Origin of the sequence: Solidesulfovibrio carbinolicus (assembly GCF_004135975.1) — a bacterium.
GTDB lineage: Bacteria > Desulfobacterota > Desulfovibrionia > Desulfovibrionales > Desulfovibrionaceae > Solidesulfovibrio > Solidesulfovibrio carbinolicus.
The window spans coordinates 3,849,867-3,865,516 of the sequence record NZ_CP026538.1 but is presented as its reverse complement, the minus strand read 5'-3'; the positions used below and the strand labels follow the sequence as shown (position 1 = coordinate 3,865,516).

At 66.2% G+C, this 15,650-nt stretch carries 13 protein-coding genes; 10 read left to right on the top strand and 3 right to left on the bottom strand.

Annotated elements, in window-relative coordinates:
• Positions 1-19: 19 nt before the first annotated feature.
• The 3 genes from C3Y92_RS17250 (at position 20) to C3Y92_RS17240 (ending at position 3,046) form a co-directional block, all read left to right on the top strand.
• The gene (locus C3Y92_RS17250) at positions 20-973 is read left to right on the top strand and encodes a nucleoside recognition domain-containing protein (protein WP_129354659.1); all 954 of its coding nucleotides are present in this window, start codon (positions 20-22) and stop codon (positions 971-973) included.
• Between the two features lie 12 nt (positions 974-985).
• Positions 986-2,128 (top strand): lytic murein transglycosylase, encoded by a 1,143-nt coding sequence (locus C3Y92_RS17245; RefSeq protein WP_129354657.1) that lies wholly within the window; start codon positions 986-988, stop codon positions 2,126-2,128.
• 75 nt (positions 2,129-2,203) lie between these two features.
• The gene (locus C3Y92_RS17240) at positions 2,204-3,046 is read left to right on the top strand and encodes a polysaccharide deacetylase family protein (RefSeq protein WP_129354655.1); all 843 of its coding nucleotides are present in this window, start codon (positions 2,204-2,206) and stop codon (positions 3,044-3,046) included.
• Positions 3,047-3,397: 351 nt separating this feature from the next.
• Here C3Y92_RS17240 and C3Y92_RS17235 read toward each other — a convergent pair whose 3' ends face one another.
• From C3Y92_RS17235 to C3Y92_RS17225, 3 genes are all read right to left on the bottom strand, one after another.
• The gene (locus C3Y92_RS17235) at positions 3,398-4,339 is read right to left on the bottom strand and encodes an IS110 family RNA-guided transposase (RefSeq protein WP_129354653.1); all 942 of its coding nucleotides are present in this window, start codon (positions 4,337-4,339) and stop codon (positions 3,398-3,400) included.
• Positions 4,340-4,557: 218 nt separating this feature from the next.
• Positions 4,558-5,838, bottom strand: a complete 1,281-nt coding sequence (locus C3Y92_RS17230) for a ParA family protein (RefSeq protein WP_129354651.1) — start codon at positions 5,836-5,838, stop codon at positions 4,558-4,560.
• Positions 5,839-5,853: 15 nt separating this feature from the next.
• Complete coding sequence (locus tag C3Y92_RS17225) at positions 5,854-6,273, bottom strand: hypothetical protein (RefSeq protein ID WP_129354649.1); 420 nt, start codon at positions 6,271-6,273, stop codon at positions 5,854-5,856.
• Positions 6,274-6,423: 150 nt separating this feature from the next.
• On the opposite strand from C3Y92_RS17225, the gene C3Y92_RS17220 reads away from it, so the two are divergent.
• The 7 genes from C3Y92_RS17220 (at position 6,424) to C3Y92_RS17190 (ending at position 15,086) form a co-directional block, all read left to right on the top strand.
• Positions 6,424-7,806 (top strand): MATE family efflux transporter, encoded by a 1,383-nt coding sequence (locus C3Y92_RS17220; protein ID WP_129354647.1) that lies wholly within the window; start codon positions 6,424-6,426, stop codon positions 7,804-7,806.
• A 119-nt stretch (positions 7,807-7,925) separates the two neighbouring features.
• Positions 7,926-8,615 (top strand): ubiquinone/menaquinone biosynthesis methyltransferase, encoded by a 690-nt coding sequence (locus C3Y92_RS17215; RefSeq protein ID WP_129354645.1) that lies wholly within the window; start codon positions 7,926-7,928, stop codon positions 8,613-8,615.
• A gap of 86 nt (positions 8,616-8,701) precedes the next feature.
• The gene (locus C3Y92_RS17210; RefSeq protein ID WP_129354643.1) at positions 8,702-9,304 is read left to right on the top strand and encodes a class I SAM-dependent methyltransferase; all 603 of its coding nucleotides are present in this window, start codon (positions 8,702-8,704) and stop codon (positions 9,302-9,304) included.
• Positions 9,305-9,430: 126 nt separating this feature from the next.
• On the top strand, positions 9,431-10,816 hold the full coding sequence (locus C3Y92_RS17205) for a cytochrome ubiquinol oxidase subunit I (RefSeq protein WP_129354641.1): 1,386 nt from the start codon (positions 9,431-9,433) through the stop codon (positions 10,814-10,816).
• Positions 10,817-10,945: 129 nt separating this feature from the next.
• Entirely contained in the window at positions 10,946-11,944 is a 999-nt protein-coding gene (cydB, locus tag C3Y92_RS17200; protein ID WP_235669525.1) for a cytochrome d ubiquinol oxidase subunit II, read from the top strand.
• 4 nt (positions 11,945-11,948) lie between these two features.
• Entirely contained in the window at positions 11,949-12,893 is a 945-nt protein-coding gene (locus C3Y92_RS17195) for a UbiA family prenyltransferase (protein ID WP_129354637.1), read from the top strand.
• Positions 12,894-12,980: 87 nt separating this feature from the next.
• Positions 12,981-15,086: a PAS domain-containing sensor histidine kinase gene (locus tag C3Y92_RS17190; protein ID WP_129354635.1), complete on the top strand. Its 2,106-nt coding sequence runs from the start codon at positions 12,981-12,983 to the stop codon at positions 15,084-15,086.
• Positions 15,087-15,650 lie beyond the last annotated feature (564 nt).

Here is a 15,650-nt window from a genome sequence, read left to right as displayed (position 1 = left end):
ACCAACGGACGTTTGCATCATGGACATCGCGCTTTCCTCCCTGCCGCGCGCCGCGCGCACCGTTGCCCTTGACGCCGCCAAGATCTGCCTGGACCTGTTCAAGGTCATGGTGCCGATCCTTATAGGCGTCAAAATCCTCAAGGAACTCGGCTGGATCAGCTATCTGGCCAAACCGCTGGCCCCGCTGATGAGCCTGGTCGGGCTGCCGCCGGAATGCGGGCTGACCTGGGCCACGGCCATTGCCAACAATCTTTACGCCGCCCTGGCCGTCCACGCCGCCCTGGTGCCGGACATGTCGCCGCTGACCATCGCCCAGGCCACGGTCATCGCCACCATGATGCTCATCGCCCACAACCTCTTTGTGGAGGGAGCCATCGCCAAGCGCTGCGGCGTGGGCTTCTGGGGACAGGCCGGGCTGCGTCTGGTCTGCGCCATGGCCTGCGGCATGCTCCTCAACGCCGTTTTCAATGCGTTCGGGCTTTTCACCGACCCCGCGCCGCTGCTTTTCACCCCGGCCGCCGACGACGGGAGCCTTGTCACTTGGGGCCTTGGCGAAGTCAAAAACCTCGGCATGATCTACGTGGTCATCGCCTGTCTGGTCGGGCTCATGCGGGCCCTTGACGCCCTGGGCGTCACCCGGCTTTTCGAGGCGGCCCTGCTGCCCTTTTTGCGGCTCATGGGCATCGGCGGCGGCGCGGCCACCATCACGGTCATCGGTCTGGTCATGGGCCTGGCTTATGGCGGCGGGCTCATCATGCACGACGTCCACAAGGGCAAGGTGGAACGGCGCGACGTGTTTCCGGCCATCAGCCTCATGAGCCTGTCCCACGCCATCATCGAGGACACGCTTTTAATGTACCTCATCGGAGCCACCATGTGGGGCACGTTCGTCGGACGGCTTTTATTCTCGCTGCTGGTGGTGGCGGCCTTGTCGCGGCTGGCGGCGGGGTTGTCCCGGCCCCGGTTGGCCTGAGCGGCGTTTCCCATGGCGAAGATCGGGGCGAAGCGATTTTGGGTCTGGTTTGTCCTGGCCGCGGGGCTGGCGGCCACGGCCCTGGCCCTTGGCGGGGCGGTGGCCGCCTCCACCGTGGACCCGGCCTTTGAGGCGCTGGTTACCCGGCTGGCCGCCGACGGTCTGCCCGAGGCGAAAGTCCGCCGGCTGTTTTCCCGGGCCGAGATGGCCTTTTCCCCCAAGGCCATGTCCGACAAACTGACGGCCCTGTATATGCGCAAGTACGGGCTAAAGCTCGTGGCCGACATCCAGACGCGCCTTATCGCCCTGGGCTGGCATCCCGGGCCGGCCGACGGCAAGCTCGACCGCATGACCCGCTGGTCCATCAAGGCCTATCAGGCGGCCGAGGGCCTGCCCCAGCTCGGCACGGCCACGGAAACGCTCCTGGCCGAACTGAGCGCCTCGCCCAAGCCCGCCCCGGCCGATTTGACCTTCCCACAGTTTCCCAAGGCCGAGGTCCACGACATCGTGCTCACCCCCGAGCGGCTGGCCGAGGCCCGGGAATTCTACGAGCGCAACCGCGCCGCCCTGGCCCGGGCCCGGGAGCGGTTCGGCGTGCCCGAAGAGTACATGGTGGCGCTGTTGGCCGTGGAGACGCGGGTGGGGCGCTATCTTGGCGACGAGGTGGCGGTGGTCAATCTGGCCAGCCTGGTGGCCGGCGAGGACCTCTCGCGCCTGCCCCGGGCCTTTGCCTACGAAAAGCCGGCCCCGGACCGCCTGGCCTGGATCAAGGCCAAGGCCACGGAAAAAGGCAAATGGGCCTACGGCGAGCTGCGGGCGCTTTTGCGCTACGCCGATGCCCAGGGCATTGATCCGCTGTCCATTCCCGGGTCCATCTACGGGGCTATCGGCATCTGCCAGTTCATGCCGTCCAATGCGCTGAAGTACGCCGTGGACGGCAACGGCGACGGCAAGGCCGACCTCTTTGAACCCGACGACGCCGTGGCCAGCCTGGGCAACATCCTGCGGGCCATGGGCTGGCGGGAACCCATGTCCGAGGAGGCCATGCGCAAGGTGTTTTACGGCTACAACCACAGCCAAGTTTACGTGAACACGATCATGGACGCGGCAAGACGTTTGCGTGACGCGTCCGGCTCTGGTACGACCAAACCATAATGCGGCCCCGCCTCGCGCCGCCGGCGTGGGGTCGGCGGATTGCGCGTCCGCCGGGCCGTCCGATCGGGGGTGCCTATGCGCGCCAAAGCCTTGTGCTGCGCCGTTTTGACGGTTCTTGGCCTGTTGTTCGCCGCCTTGCCGGCCCGGGCCGCCACCATTCTCGTCTACCACAGTTTCGGCGTGCGCTCCTCCATGTCCATCTCGCTGCCGGCCTTTGAGGCTCAGTTGGATTTCCTGGAAAAAAACGGCAACAAGGTCATCGGCGTCGATGAACTGGTCGCCACCATCGCGGCCGGGAAAAATCCCCCGGACGGCGCGGTGGTCATCGCCATCGACGATGGCTGGGCCACGGTCATGGCCGCCTTTGAGGTCTTAAAGCGCCGCAATCTGCCTTTTGCCGTGTTTCTGCCCATGGCCTACACGGCCAATCCGTATTGCAAGGTCACGCTGTCCCAGGCGGACATTGAAAAGCTGCGGGCCTATCCCAAGGTCGTTTTCGCGGACCACTCGTTTAGCCATTCGCCCAAGCTGGCCAAGAGCGAGGAGTTCGCCCGCGAGGATGTGCGCAAAAGCCGCGAGCGGTTCCGCCAGGTGCTGGGGTTTGACACCAAGTATTTCGCCTATCCTTACGGCGCGGTCAGCGAATCCTACACCCGGGCCCTGCGCGAGGCCGGCTACGAATACCTGTTCGTCACCGGCGACAGCCCGGTATCGGCCACCACCAAGGTCACGGCCATTCCGCGCATCGCCGCCAACAGGCTTTCGGTCAATGTGTTGGCCACGGTGCTGCGCAACCATGCCGTCATGTTGGCCAAGGCCAAGCCGGCGGTCCCGGCTCCAACCGCTGCCGCGCCCGGCCCCGACCCCACCCTGGCCAGCGCCGCCCCGGTCGACCCCAGTCCACGAGCCGTGGAGTAGGGCGGGCCGGCCGAGGCGCAACGCGCCAGAGTGCCATCCTTTTTCTGACTTCGCCAAAAACGCGAACCGGACGGCCGTATTCCACGATTTGTGGCGCGGCCGTCCGGCGTTTTCGGGGCGGGACAACTTTTTTTGCAACTTTTTGTTTTGCGGCGTCGTGAGGCTGCCGCGGCCGGCCTTGCGGCCTTGGGCTTCGCCCATTCATCCGTTTCCCAGCCCTTTTGCCGCCCCGCCAAGTCGGCAACGCCAGCCCCCTTTACCCCCTGTCAGGGAGGGTCCGGGAGGGGCTTAGCCCCTCCCGGTCGCCGGAGCAACGGTGGTTCAAGTCAACCCCAGAAGGCTGGTTAAGGCCTAGCTTTCACAGTGCGCCCAGGGTTGACCGGATCGAACCATTGCATTCAAAATCGTCACGAGCTTTCGCATGGAAGCGACAGCTGCAACTTTGTGAGGCTTGCCAGCCTCCGTCAGTCGCTTATAGAAATCACGAATTACTGGGTTGAAACGAATTGCCGTCATGATGGCCATATATAAAATGGAGCGAAGATTACTGCGACCACCAAAAACCCGACGTTTTCCACGAAACTTGCCACTGTCGCAATTCATTGGGGCAACGCCAACAAGTGCAGATATCGCGCGGCGGTTCAATTTTCCAAGCTCGGGAAGATTTGAAAGAATGGCTGTTGATAGAACTTCCCCAACTCCAGGAACACTACGAAGCAAATTGTCCTGTTCACGCCAAAAGGGACTTGCTCGGACAAGTGCACCAAGATGAGTATTGATTTCGGACAACCGCTCTTCAAGCCAATCGATATTTTTTTCTATGTCATTTCTGACTGAACCATAGGAACGCGAAAGACGATTCTTCTCCATAACGAGCATTCTCAATAGCTGGTTCCGTCTGGACATAAATGCGCTAAGCTCCTGCGCCTGTTCATCCTTCAACGGTCTCACTTCAGGGCGGAGCTGTTTCCCAAAGAGCGCCAGCATTTCTGCATCGATTTTGTCAGTCTTTGCCAGCCGCCCGGTAGCCTTTGCGAAGTCCCGGACCTGGCGAGGATTGACCACAGCAACAGGAAATTTCTTCAGGCTTAATGCCGTGGCAACAGGAATTTGAAGACCACCTGTGGCCTCAAGGACAATAAGCTCAGGCCTAATCTTGGAAAACTTCTTGCAAATCGCCTTTATACCGTCTGGATCATTGGTGAAAACAAAGGCATTTCCATCAGGGAGTGTGTGAACGTCCAGAGTTTCCTTTGAAACATCAATCCCAATAAAACGCTCAATAGCAGCCATGCATGATCCTCCAGCACCCAGCCTTGTAGATACGGGCTCGCAGCCCAGGCAACGGTTCGGGTTCCGTGGAAGAAGGGGACGACGATCCTGGCTCCGGCACGAGCTTGAAGCTCAAGGCATCATCGATCTGCCGTCCCATCAACCGTAACAAGTTTAAAACTGCTACGGAAACATACAAGGCATCTTCAATCTTCTCTTACTGTTATCCTCATTACCCCTCACCCGTCAGCCGCGATGCGTTCGGCCAGGGTTTGGTAGTCCTTGGCGCCGGGCGAGCGCGGGGCGTATTCGAAGATGGTGCGGCCTTCGGCCGGCGCTTCGGACAGTTTGGCGTTGTAGCGCACGGCCGGGCAGATCCGGTCGGGGTAGAGGGCGGCCAGTTCCTCGGCCAGGGCGGCGGGGCCGCGCACGCGCTTGTCGAGGAAGGTCGGCACGACGTAACGCAGGGAAAGTTCCGGCCGGTAGCGCGACACGGCGGCAAAGCTGCGCAGGAATTCCGAGAATCCTTGCAGCGACATGGCTTCCAGGGCCACGGGCACGAGCAGCTCGCGCACGTAGAAGAGCACGTTGACGGTGAGCGCGTCCCAGCCCGGGGCGCTGTCCACCACGATGACCTCGAAGCGGTCGTCCAGGCCGGACAGGGCGTCGTCCAGGGTGCGTTCGCCGCCGAAATCCTTGCGGCTGATCAGCCGTTTGAGGCCGGCCAGGCCCTTGCCGCCGGCCAGCAGCCAGAGGTTGTCGCGCACCGGCGTCAGGGCGTCCTCGGCGCTCACCGAGCCGTCCACGTATTCGGCCAGTCCCTTGCCGGGCGTCACGCCCAGGGCGTAGGCGCACTGGCCCTGGGTGTCGGCGTCGATGAGGAGCGTGCGTTTGCCAAGCCCCGCCAGTCCGGCGGCCAGATTGACAGCGGTGGTGGTCTTGCCCACGCCGCCTTTGCTCAGCATGACGCCGATGCGCCGGGCGTGGCCGGTTCCCGGCTCGGGCAGGCTTGATGGCGCGGGTTCGGCGGCCAGCTGGTTTTTGATGGCTGAAAGCGCGGCGGCGGCAGTTTGTTCGGCGGCGGCGTCGGGTTCGGCCAGGATGGGCGGCGCGGTTTCGTCGTTGAGGTCTTGGGGGTGCGGGGCGGCGGCGGGCACGGCGGCCAGGACGGCGGCCCGGGCGGGCTGGGCCGTCTGGAGCGGCCGGTTGTCCGGCCGGTCGGTTTGCGGCTGGGCCATGGCCGCCAGGGATGCGGCCTGGGGCGCGGGAGCCGGAGCCGCAGAGGCCGGTGTCGGCCGGGGTACGGCGGTCAGGCGGCGTTCCACCACGCCCGGGCGCTCGAACAGGCCGTGGGGGCGTTCGATGCGTAAAAGCGACGGTCCGGCGTCGGCCCCGGCCAGGGCCGGTTCCTTGCGGCGCACGGCGAAGCGGCGGTGGCAGTGGGAGCAGGTCGTGCCGGAGGTCGCCTCGGCTTCGGCGATTTCGTGTCTGGCGCGGCAAAACGGGCAGATGGCGAGCATGGCGGCCTCCATGGGTTACGTCCTTTGGAGCAGCCGGCCGGCCAGGGGCGAGGCGGCGGCGTGGGCTTCGAAATCGGCCAGGGCCAGGGCCAGGGCGGCCTCGACCACGGCGGACTTGGCAATGCGTCGGGGCGCTTGCCCGTCTTGGCCGGCCAGGGTGGCCAGTTCGTGGGTGGCGGCGTCCAGGCGGTCGGCGAGCTTTGGGGCCAGATAGTGGGTGGCCTTGCGCTTGCGGGGGCGGGGCGCGGCCGGCTTGGGCTGGGCCGGGACGGCGGCCAGGGGCGGGGGCGTAGGGGCGGCCGGCGTGCGCGGCAGGGGAGCGGCGGCGCGGCGGATGAGCCGGGCCAGGTCCTGTTCGCCGGGGTAGGGCGTGTCGGTGTCGGCCCGAAGCAGGGCGTCCAGAATGTCCACGGCGGCTGGGGTTGCGGCTGGCATGATCGGCTCCTCGTTTTGTCGCCGGACGTCGGGCCGGCGTCTTGACGCCAAGCAAAAACTTTGCCACAACCCGCACCCTCGCCAAGCCCGGGGATTCCCCCCGGCTGCAATACCCGGCCTCCTATCCTCGGAGACCAGCGGAGACGCCTCATGCAACGCTGGCATGGCCCGGGCGGCATCGCCCACGTTTTGCGCATCGGTTTGCCCCTGCTCGCCGGCATGGGTTCCATCACGGCCATGCACCTGACCGATCGCATCTTCCTTGGCTGGTATTCCCAGGACGCCCTGGCCGCCTCGTTGCCGGCCGGGGCCACCTTCTTTCTGCTCACCTCCTTTTTTTTGGGCACGGCCGGCTACGCCGGGGTGCTGGTGGCCCAGCACGTCGGGGCCGGCCAGACCGACAAGGTCGGCCGGGTGGTCTGGCAGGGCGTGTGGTTCGCCCTGGCGTCGTTTGCGCCGCTGATCCTGCTGGCGCTGGCCGCCAGGCCGATCTTTGCCGCCATGGGCCATCCGGCCGAGGTGCGCGAACTGGAAGAGATCTATTACCGCGTGCTCATGCTTGGGGCCGGGTTCATGGTGCTCGAAGCCTCCCTGGCCGCCTTTTTCAGCGGCCGGGGGCTGACCCGGGTGGTCATGTGCGTCAACATCGGTGGGGCCATCCTCAACATCCCGCTCAACTATCTGCTCATTTTCGGCAACTGGGGCCTGCCGCCCCTGGGCGTGGCCGGCTCGGCCCTGGCCACGGTCACGGCCTGGGCGGCCATGGCCGGCGCCTACGGCCTGCTCATCTTCACCCGCCGCAACGACGGCCTTTATGGCGTGTTTCGGGGCCGGGCCTTTGACCGGCCGCTTTTTGCGCGCCTGGTGCGCCTGGGCATGCCGGGCGGGGCGCAGGTGTTTCTGGACGTGTTCGCGGCCACGGTGTTCATTGCCCTGGCCGGGCGCATCGGCAAGGCGGAGCTGACGGCCACGAGCATTGTGTTGTCGGCCAACACCCCGGCCTTTTTGCCGCTTATCGGCCTGTCCCAGGGCCTGGCCGTCATCGTGGGCCAGTCCATGGGCGCGGGCAAACCGGCCGAGGCCGTGCGGGCCGCCGGCAGCGCCGTGCGGATCATGGCCGTGTACATGGCGGTCATGGCCGCCGTGTTCCTGGGCTTCCCGGACCAACTGGCCCTGATCTTCCGGCCCAACGAAGCCGACGCCTCCTTTGACGCGGCCCTGGCCTATTGCCGGCCGCTTTTCGCCTGGGTGGTGGTGCTGGGGTTTTGCGACGTGGTCATCCATGCCGCCTTTGGCGTGCTGCGTGGGGCCGGCGACACCCGTTATCTCATGGCGGCCGCCGCCCTGGTGTCGGCCTTTGCCCTGGTGGCTCCGGCCTGGCTGGCGGTGACGGCCTTTTCCGTCGGCGTGGTAGGGCTTTGGGGCGTGTTCGCCTTTTACGCGGCGGTCATGGCCGTGGTCTTGTGGTTGCGCTGCCGGGGCGGGGCGTGGCAAACCTTGCGGCTGGTCCGGCCGGCTGGGGATGGCCAATAAGGCCGATTCCCCTTGGCACGCCAAACCGATACGACAAGAAACAGCCCGACTTTGCTGCAGAGAACACATCCTGGCTGTCGTTGCGTTGCACGGCAAGCGGCAGGATCAAGGAGCCCGCCATGCGCGACACCGCCGTCAAGCGGATGTTCGAGGACATCGCCTTTTCCTACGATATGCAAAACAGCGCCCTGTCCCTGGGCATCGACATCTGGTGGCGACGCTCGTTCGTGTCCATGATCGAGCCGCGCCAGGGGACCGTCCTCGACGCGGCCACCGGCACCGGCGAGGTGGCCCTGGCCATCCGCCGCCGCCGGCCGGGCCTGACGGTCATCGGCCTGGACTTCTCCCCGGCCATGCTGGAGGTGGCCCGGGCCAAGGCGGCCAAGGGCAGGATAGCAGGCTACCACCTGGGCGTGGCCGACTGCCGCGACGTGCCGCTCACCGACGCCTGCGTGGACGCCGTGACCATGGCTTTCGGCATCCGCAACATCGCCGAGCGGGTGGCGGTCATGCGGGAATTTTACCGGGTGTTGCGCCCGGGCGGGCAACTGCACGTCATGGAGTTCGGGATGCCGCGTTTTGCCCTCGGCAAGGCGCTCTACCGCTTCTATTTCGACCGCATCCTGCCGCCGGTGGGCAACTTCCTGTCCCGCACCGACTACGCCTACAGCTATCTGGTCGAGTCCGTGGACGCCTTCCCGGCAGATGACGACTTCCTGGCCCGGATGGGCGAGGCCGGTTTTGCGCAGCGGCGCGTGACGGACCTGACCGGCGGTCTGGCCCGGGTGTTCAGCGGACGCAAGCTCTAGCCGGCAATAGAGATTTTCCTTGACAGCGCCCCCGGCTGTCTGGTGCAACATGGAACAGTGCCCGCAGCGGCAGCCGAGGGGAAGTCATGGAAGTCAACTGGCCCGAGCGTTTCTACTGTCGCAGTTTTGTCCGCAAGATCGCCCAATGGCGCGAGGTGGGCTTTTTTCGCGCCGCCCATCCGATTCCCCCCGGGGCTAAGGTTCTGGAGATCGGCTGCGGCGACGGCGGCGGGGCGGCCATCTTCGCCCGGCGCTTCGCCCCGTCCCTGTACCACGGTCTGGACGTGGATCCGGCCATGGTCAAGGTGGCGGCCGGACGGCGCAAGGGGCCGGACTGGGACAAGCGGCTGTTTGTCCTGGGCGACGCCGAAAAGCTGCCCTACGCCGACGGGGCCTTTGACGCGGTGGTCAATTTCGGCATCATCCACCACCTGCCCGACTGGCGGCGGGGGCTGGCCGAGGTGGCCCGCGTGCTGCGGCCGGGCGGGGCGTTTTATTTCGAGGAAATCTATCCGCCGCTTTACGCCAATCCGCTTTTCCGGGTCATGCTGGCCCATCCCCGGGAGGACCGGTTCCACGGCCCGGAATTTCGCGCCGTCATGGCCCGGGAAGGCTTGACCCTGCTGCCGGGCTACCACGAAACGTGCCTGTTCATTCTGGGCGTGGCCATAAAGACCGGCCGGCCCTGAGGGCAGGCGTCGGGACGCGGGCGGACAGGAGCGATAGCTGGCGGCAACGGTCGCCATGCGGGATGTGTTCTTAAAAATACCTGCGTATTTTTAAAGTGATGGCCCTGGCCGGGCCTGGGAGCCGCCATGGATTTTCTCGCCGACGCGCTTATGCTTTCGCGGGTGCAGTTCGCCCTGACCACGGCCTTCCATATCCTGTTCCCGCCGCTCACCATCGGCCTGGCCGTCTATCTCGTCGTGCTGGAAGGGCTGTGGCTGCGGACCGGCGATCTGGTCTATTACCGCCAGTTCCGGTTTTGGTCCGGGCTTTTCGCCATAAACTTCGCCGTGGGCGTGGTCTCGGGCATCCCGCTGGAATTCCAGTTCGGGACCAACTGGGGGCCGTTTTCCGCCACGGTGGGCAACTTCTTCGGCCAGGTGCTCGGGTTCGAGGGCACCATGGCCTTCATGCTGGAGTCGGCCTTCCTCTACATCATGCTTTTTGGCTGGAAGCGTGTCGGCCCCAGGATGCACTTTTTCGCCACCATCATGGTCTGCTTCGCCGCGTCGCTGTCGGCCTTCTGGATTCTGGTGGCCAACTCCTGGATGCAGACCCCGTCCGGGGGCCATATCGAAAACGGCGTGTTCGTGGTCACCGATTATCTGGCCGCCATCTTCTCCCCGGACCTGCCCCTGGCCTTTTCCCACATGTATCTGGCCTGCCTGGAGCTGACGGCCTTTGTCGTGGGCGCGGTCTCGGGCGTCTATGTGCTGCTGGGCCGGCATACCGCCTTTTTCCTGCGTTCATTCAAGTTCGCGGCGGCGGCCGCCGTGGTGCTGGCGCCGCTGCAGGCCCTGGTCGGGGATTTGAACGGCCAGGAGATCGGCCGCATCCAGCCGGCCAAGGTGGCGGCCATCGAATCCCACTGGGACACCAATAAGCCCGGGACCGGCGCGGCCTGGCATGTCATCGCCTGGCCCGATCCCGAGGCCGAACGCAACGTGTTCGCCATTTCCATTCCCGATGTCTTAAGCCTGCTCATCACCCACGACCCCACCGGCACGGTGCCGGGGCTCAAGGATTTTCCAAGGGAAGACCGGCCGCCCATCGTGCTGCCGTTTTATTCCTTCCGGCTGATGGTGGGCGTGGGCACGGCCATGATCGCGGTCATGGCCTGGACGATCTGGCTATGGCGCAGGGGCCGGCTCACCGTGGAGCGGGCCGGGGAAAACCGGCTGCTTTGTATGTCCTGGGCGCTGTTGGCCCCCGGGGCCTACGTGGCCGTCATCATGGGCTGGGTCACCCGGGAGGTCGGCCGCCAGCCCTGGCTGGCCTATGGGCTGATCCGCACCGAAAACGGCCATTCGGCCTTGTCGGCCGGCGAGGTCGGACTGTCCTTGGCCGGATTCTGCGTGGCCTACACGCTGCTCTTCGGGCTTTTCATCCATTTCATGGGCAAACGCTTGCGCCGGGGACCGGACCTGGACGAGCTGCCGCCCCCGGCCCACCGGGCCGGTGCGGTCGTCGGGTAGCCGCCCCACCCGAACGTCCGGCAGCATTTTGCAGCAGTGACCATGGCTTTTGGTGAACGCCGGTTCCAATCGCGGCCCTTGCCGCCCATGCGACCATAAACCGCGCCGTCCGCGCCGATGGAGGCACCCGTGACCCTCGCCGACGTCTGGTACTGGATACTGGCCTTGCTCCTGTGGCTCTACGTCTTCACCGACGGCTTCGACCTCGGGGTCGGCATCCTGTGTCTGGTGGAGCAAAACGAACCGCGACGGGGTATTATGATCGAGACCGTGGAAGGGGTGTGGCACGCCAACCAGACCTGGCTGGTCATGCTTGGGGGCGTGCTTTTTGGCGCGTTTCCCCTGGTCTACGGCACGGTGCTGGCTGCGCTCTATCTGCCGGCCGGTTTCCTGCTTTTTGCGCTCATGGCCCGGGGCATGGGCATTGAGTACCGCCCGGAAACCGACGATCCCCGGTTCTGGACCCAGGTCTTCGGCTGGGGCAGCGTGGCCGTCACCGTGGCCCATGGCCTGCTCCTGGGAGCCATCCTCCAGGGCATGTCCTTTGACGGCCTGCGCTACCTGGGCGGCCCCCTGGACTGGCTGGCCCCGTTCCCCATCCTGGTGGCCGTGACGTTGCTGTGCCTCTATCCCATGTTCGCCGCCGCCTGGCTGGTGCTCAAGACCGAAGGCGCGTTGCAGGACGCCGCCCGCTTGTGGGGCATCCGCTTTGGTTCGGCCGCCGTGGCCTGCCTGGTCTTGCTCGTCGGCTACATCGCCCTGGACGGCTCGCTTGGCCATCTGGTCGGCCGGCCGGGACAGGGCGGGCTTTCGCCGCTTTTCGTGCTGTTGCTGGTCGTGGCCGTGCTCAACGCGGCGCTGTATTTCCGGGCCCTGGGCAAGGGCTGGGAGCATCGCCCCCTCATGTACTGCGCCTCCATGCTGGCCTTTGTCTTCCTGGCTTTTGGCCTAAGCGTGTTCCCGCTTATCGTGCCGCCGGCCGTCACCGCCGCTTCGGCCGCCGCGCCCGACGACATGCTGCGGGTCATGCTCTACGTCGTCGGCGGGCTCATGCCCGTGGTCCTTTTCTACAACGCCTACCAATACCGGGTTTTTCGCGGCAAGGCCGTGTCCGGGGAAGAGGCCTAGCCGTTTGAACGCCCCTGTCTGCCCCGCCCCCGAGCGCCGGGGGCTGGTTCTCACCGTCTATCTGGCCCTGTCGCGCACGCCCCACGGCCTGCTCGACCTGGCCGGCCCGTTTTGCGCCGCCCTGCTGTGCCGGGGCGGGCTGCCGCCCGTCTCCGTGGTCATTTTGGGCATCGTCACGGTCTTTGCCGGCTACACCGCCGTCTACGCCCTAAACGACATCGTGGACTACCGCTCCGACAAGCTCCAGCTCGAAGGCAGCGGCGAGGACGAGCGCGTCAACTACCTCGACGCGGCCTTTATCCGCCATCCCCTGGCCCGGGGCTGCCTGTCCCTGCCCGGGGCCGTTGTCTGGTTCGTCTGCTGGGCCGTGGTCGCCTTTGCCGGGGCCTATGCCCTAAACCCCGTCTGCGCCGGCCTGCTCGTCGCCGGCTGTCTGCTGGAGACCGCCTACTGCCTGCTTTTGACCGTCACCCACCTGCGGGCGCTCATTAACGGCGTGGTCAAATCCCTTGGCCCCCTGGCCGCCGCCTACGCCGTGGTCCCGGAGCCGTCGCCCTGGTTCCTGGCCGGCCTGTGCGCCTGGGTGTTCGCCTGGGAGATCGGCGGCCAGAACATCCCGGCCGACTGGCACGACGCCCGGCGCGACGCCCTTTTTGGCGCGCGCACCGTGCCCGTGGTCCTGGGCGGCCGCCGGGCCAGCCGGCTGGCCGTGGTCATGCTCGGGATCAGCCTGATCGCGTCCGCGCCGCTTTTGGCGCTCTCGCCTCTGGCCGTGTCCGCGCCCCTGGTGCTGGCCGCCGTTCTGGGCGGGGCCTGGCTCATGCTGCCGCCGGCCGTCTCCCTGGCCGCCACCCTCGACGACGCCCAGGCCGCGTCGCTTTTCAACCGGGCCAGCGCCTATCCCGCCCTGGTCCTGGCCGTGCTGGTGCTCCATCTGCTGACGCGCTGACCAATGCGGTTCGGCGATTGACGAACCTGGGCGTTTCAGCAAGAGTGTCGCAAGGTCAAACCCTTGCCCGCTGTTCCGGGAGCGCCCATGCCGCCCGAATCCGCCGCCTGGACCGAACAATTGCCCCTGCTGCTGGCCCGGGAAGAACCCTGGCTCATGGAGCGCGTTCTGGCCCATGCCAAGGCCCAGGGCTACACGGCCTATACCTCCACCCTGGTCGAAGCCTGGCGCGTGTCCGTGGCCGGACTGTCCGCCGCCGTGGCCGCCGCTCTGGCCGGCGACCCTTGCCGTCTGGCCGACTACCCGGCCGAGACCCCCAACCTCGACGATCCCGTCACCGCCTTTGCCGTGCGCGAGGCCGCCCTGCACCGCCAGCGCGGCATCTCCCTGGCCATGTTCTGGGGGCTGCTCAAATATTACCGCCAAGCCTATCTGGAACTCCTGGATGCCCGGGCCGAGGTCCTGGGCGACGGCCTGGCCCAGGCTCGATCCTTTGTCGCCGCCTGCTTCGAGCGCATGGAATACGCCTTTGTCCTGCGCTGGGAGGAACTCTCGGACAAAGGCCTTCACGACGCCCTGGCCCGGGAGAACCGCGCCCTGGCCAACGAGAAGAACAAATACCTCACCGTGTTCGAGACCGTGCCCCACGCCCTGTTCCTCCTCGACGCGGCCGGGGCGCTGGAAAACGCCAATGCCCCGGCCCTGGCCCTGCTCGGCCGGGAGTCCGCCTGCGGCGCGCTCTATTACGGCGGCTTCGCGCCCCAGGGCGAAGACGCCTGCGCCGGGCTGTCGGGGCGGCCCCTGGTCGAACTGCTTCCCTGGCTGGCTCCGGCCCTGGACGCTCCAACCGGCCAGGAAGCTCGCAGCCTGCCCGTCGAAATCGTCGTGGAACTGGCCAACGTGGACCGCCACTACAGCGTGGTGGCCGAAACCCTGCGCGACGTGTCCGGCAAATTCGCCGGCAAGGTCGTTCTATGCCGCGACGTCACCGAACGCCGAGCTACCGAAAACGCCCTGGCCCGCAGCGAGGAACTCTACCGCTCCCTGGTCGAAGCCATGCACCAGGGCGTGGCCGTGCTGTCCCCCGAAGGCCGCGTCGATTTTGCCAACCAGACCTTGTGCGATCTCCTCGGCCGATCCATGGACGCGGTCATCAGCCAGCCACTTTTTGCCTTCCTGCGTCCCGAGGACCACGGCCGCTTCATGGAATCCCTGGCCGCCCGAGCCCAGGGACAGGCCGACCCCTACGAACTGCGGCTGCGTCGCCCCGATGGCCGCTCCGTGGTCATCATGGCCTCGCCCTCGCCGCTGGTCGGCCCGGACAGCGATTACCAGGGGTCCCTTGAAGTCTTCACCGACGTCACCCGGCTGCGTCAGCTCGAACTCCAGCTCGCCACCACCAAACGCCTGGAAGCCATCGGCCAGCTCGCCGGCGGCGTGGCCCACGAAATCAACACCCCCCTGCAATACCTCGCCGGGAACCTCGACTTCGCCCAAAACAGCCTGACCCACCTCCTGACGCTGCTCGACAAATATGAAACCGCCCTGGCCCAAGCCGAAGGCGGACCCGGGCTGGAAACGGCCAAGGCCGCCATCGACGCCTTCCGCCGCGACAACGACCTGGAAATGCTGCTGGCCGAACTGCCCCAGGCCCTGGCCGAAAGCCGCCACGGGGCCGAGCGCGTGGCCGCCTTCGTGCGCTCCATCAAACGCTTCGCCCAGACCGAATCCGTCGGCCGCCGGGCCATTGACGTCAACGAAGCCATCCGGGCCACCGTCGAAGTCGCCAAAAGCGCCCAGGAATACCCCATCGCCATGCGCACGGACCTGGCCGACGACCTGCCGCCCCTGCCTTGCGTGCCCGGCGACTTCAACCAGCTCCTGCTGTGCCTGCTCATAAACGCCGCCCAGGCCATAGAACACCAGGCCGCCCCCAACGGCCGCATCGACATCGTCAGCCGCCGCCAGGGTCAGGCCATCGCCATCACCGTGGCCGACACCGGCAAAGGCATCCCGGCCGATCTCCAGGACAAGATCTTCGATCCCTTCTTCACCACCCGCGACGTCGGCAAAGGCGGCGGCCAAGGCCTGGCCATCGCCCTGTCCATCGTCCAGAAACATAAAGGCGATATCCGCTTCGCCTCCGAACCCGGCCAAGGCACGACGTTTCAAGTGACGTTTCCTTTGGAGTGATGGTTGGTTATGAGGGGTGAGGGAGGAAAGAATGCCTCCGGCGGCCAAAGGGGGTGACCCCCTTTGGAAACCCTGAATGGGGGCGGTAAAGGGCGGGGAATTTGCGGTTGAACGGGAGCGCGGCAAGACCGTTGGGCGCGGGAGCGCTGGCGGCTGCGCCGCGTGGGTCGTTGAAATTTCCGGGCCGTCGATGCACCCGGCTGTCGCCGGGAGCAGGGCGGCCCGGAAATTTCAACGACCCGGTTCGCCCGGGGTCGCCCGGGACGGGGATGATGGGCAGGCCGGTTGCACGAGAGGCCTGCGAGAAGGCCCTTTGGGGCGAAAGACCACTAAGAGGGGATATCGGTCCCCTCCTGTTGATCAAGCTCAAGACATGGCGAAGCGGCCGGATCGGCGCGAGGCTTTGATCGCGCCGATCCGGCCGCTTCGCTGGCGAGTTGGGGGCTGGAATTTGCCGGTTTGGGTCGGGCGGCTTCCGCCCGGCCCAAACCGGCAAATTCCAGCCCCCATTTTCTCTCGGGCCGTCCGCCGAACCAATCAACCGACCGGCCATCCCCATGTCGG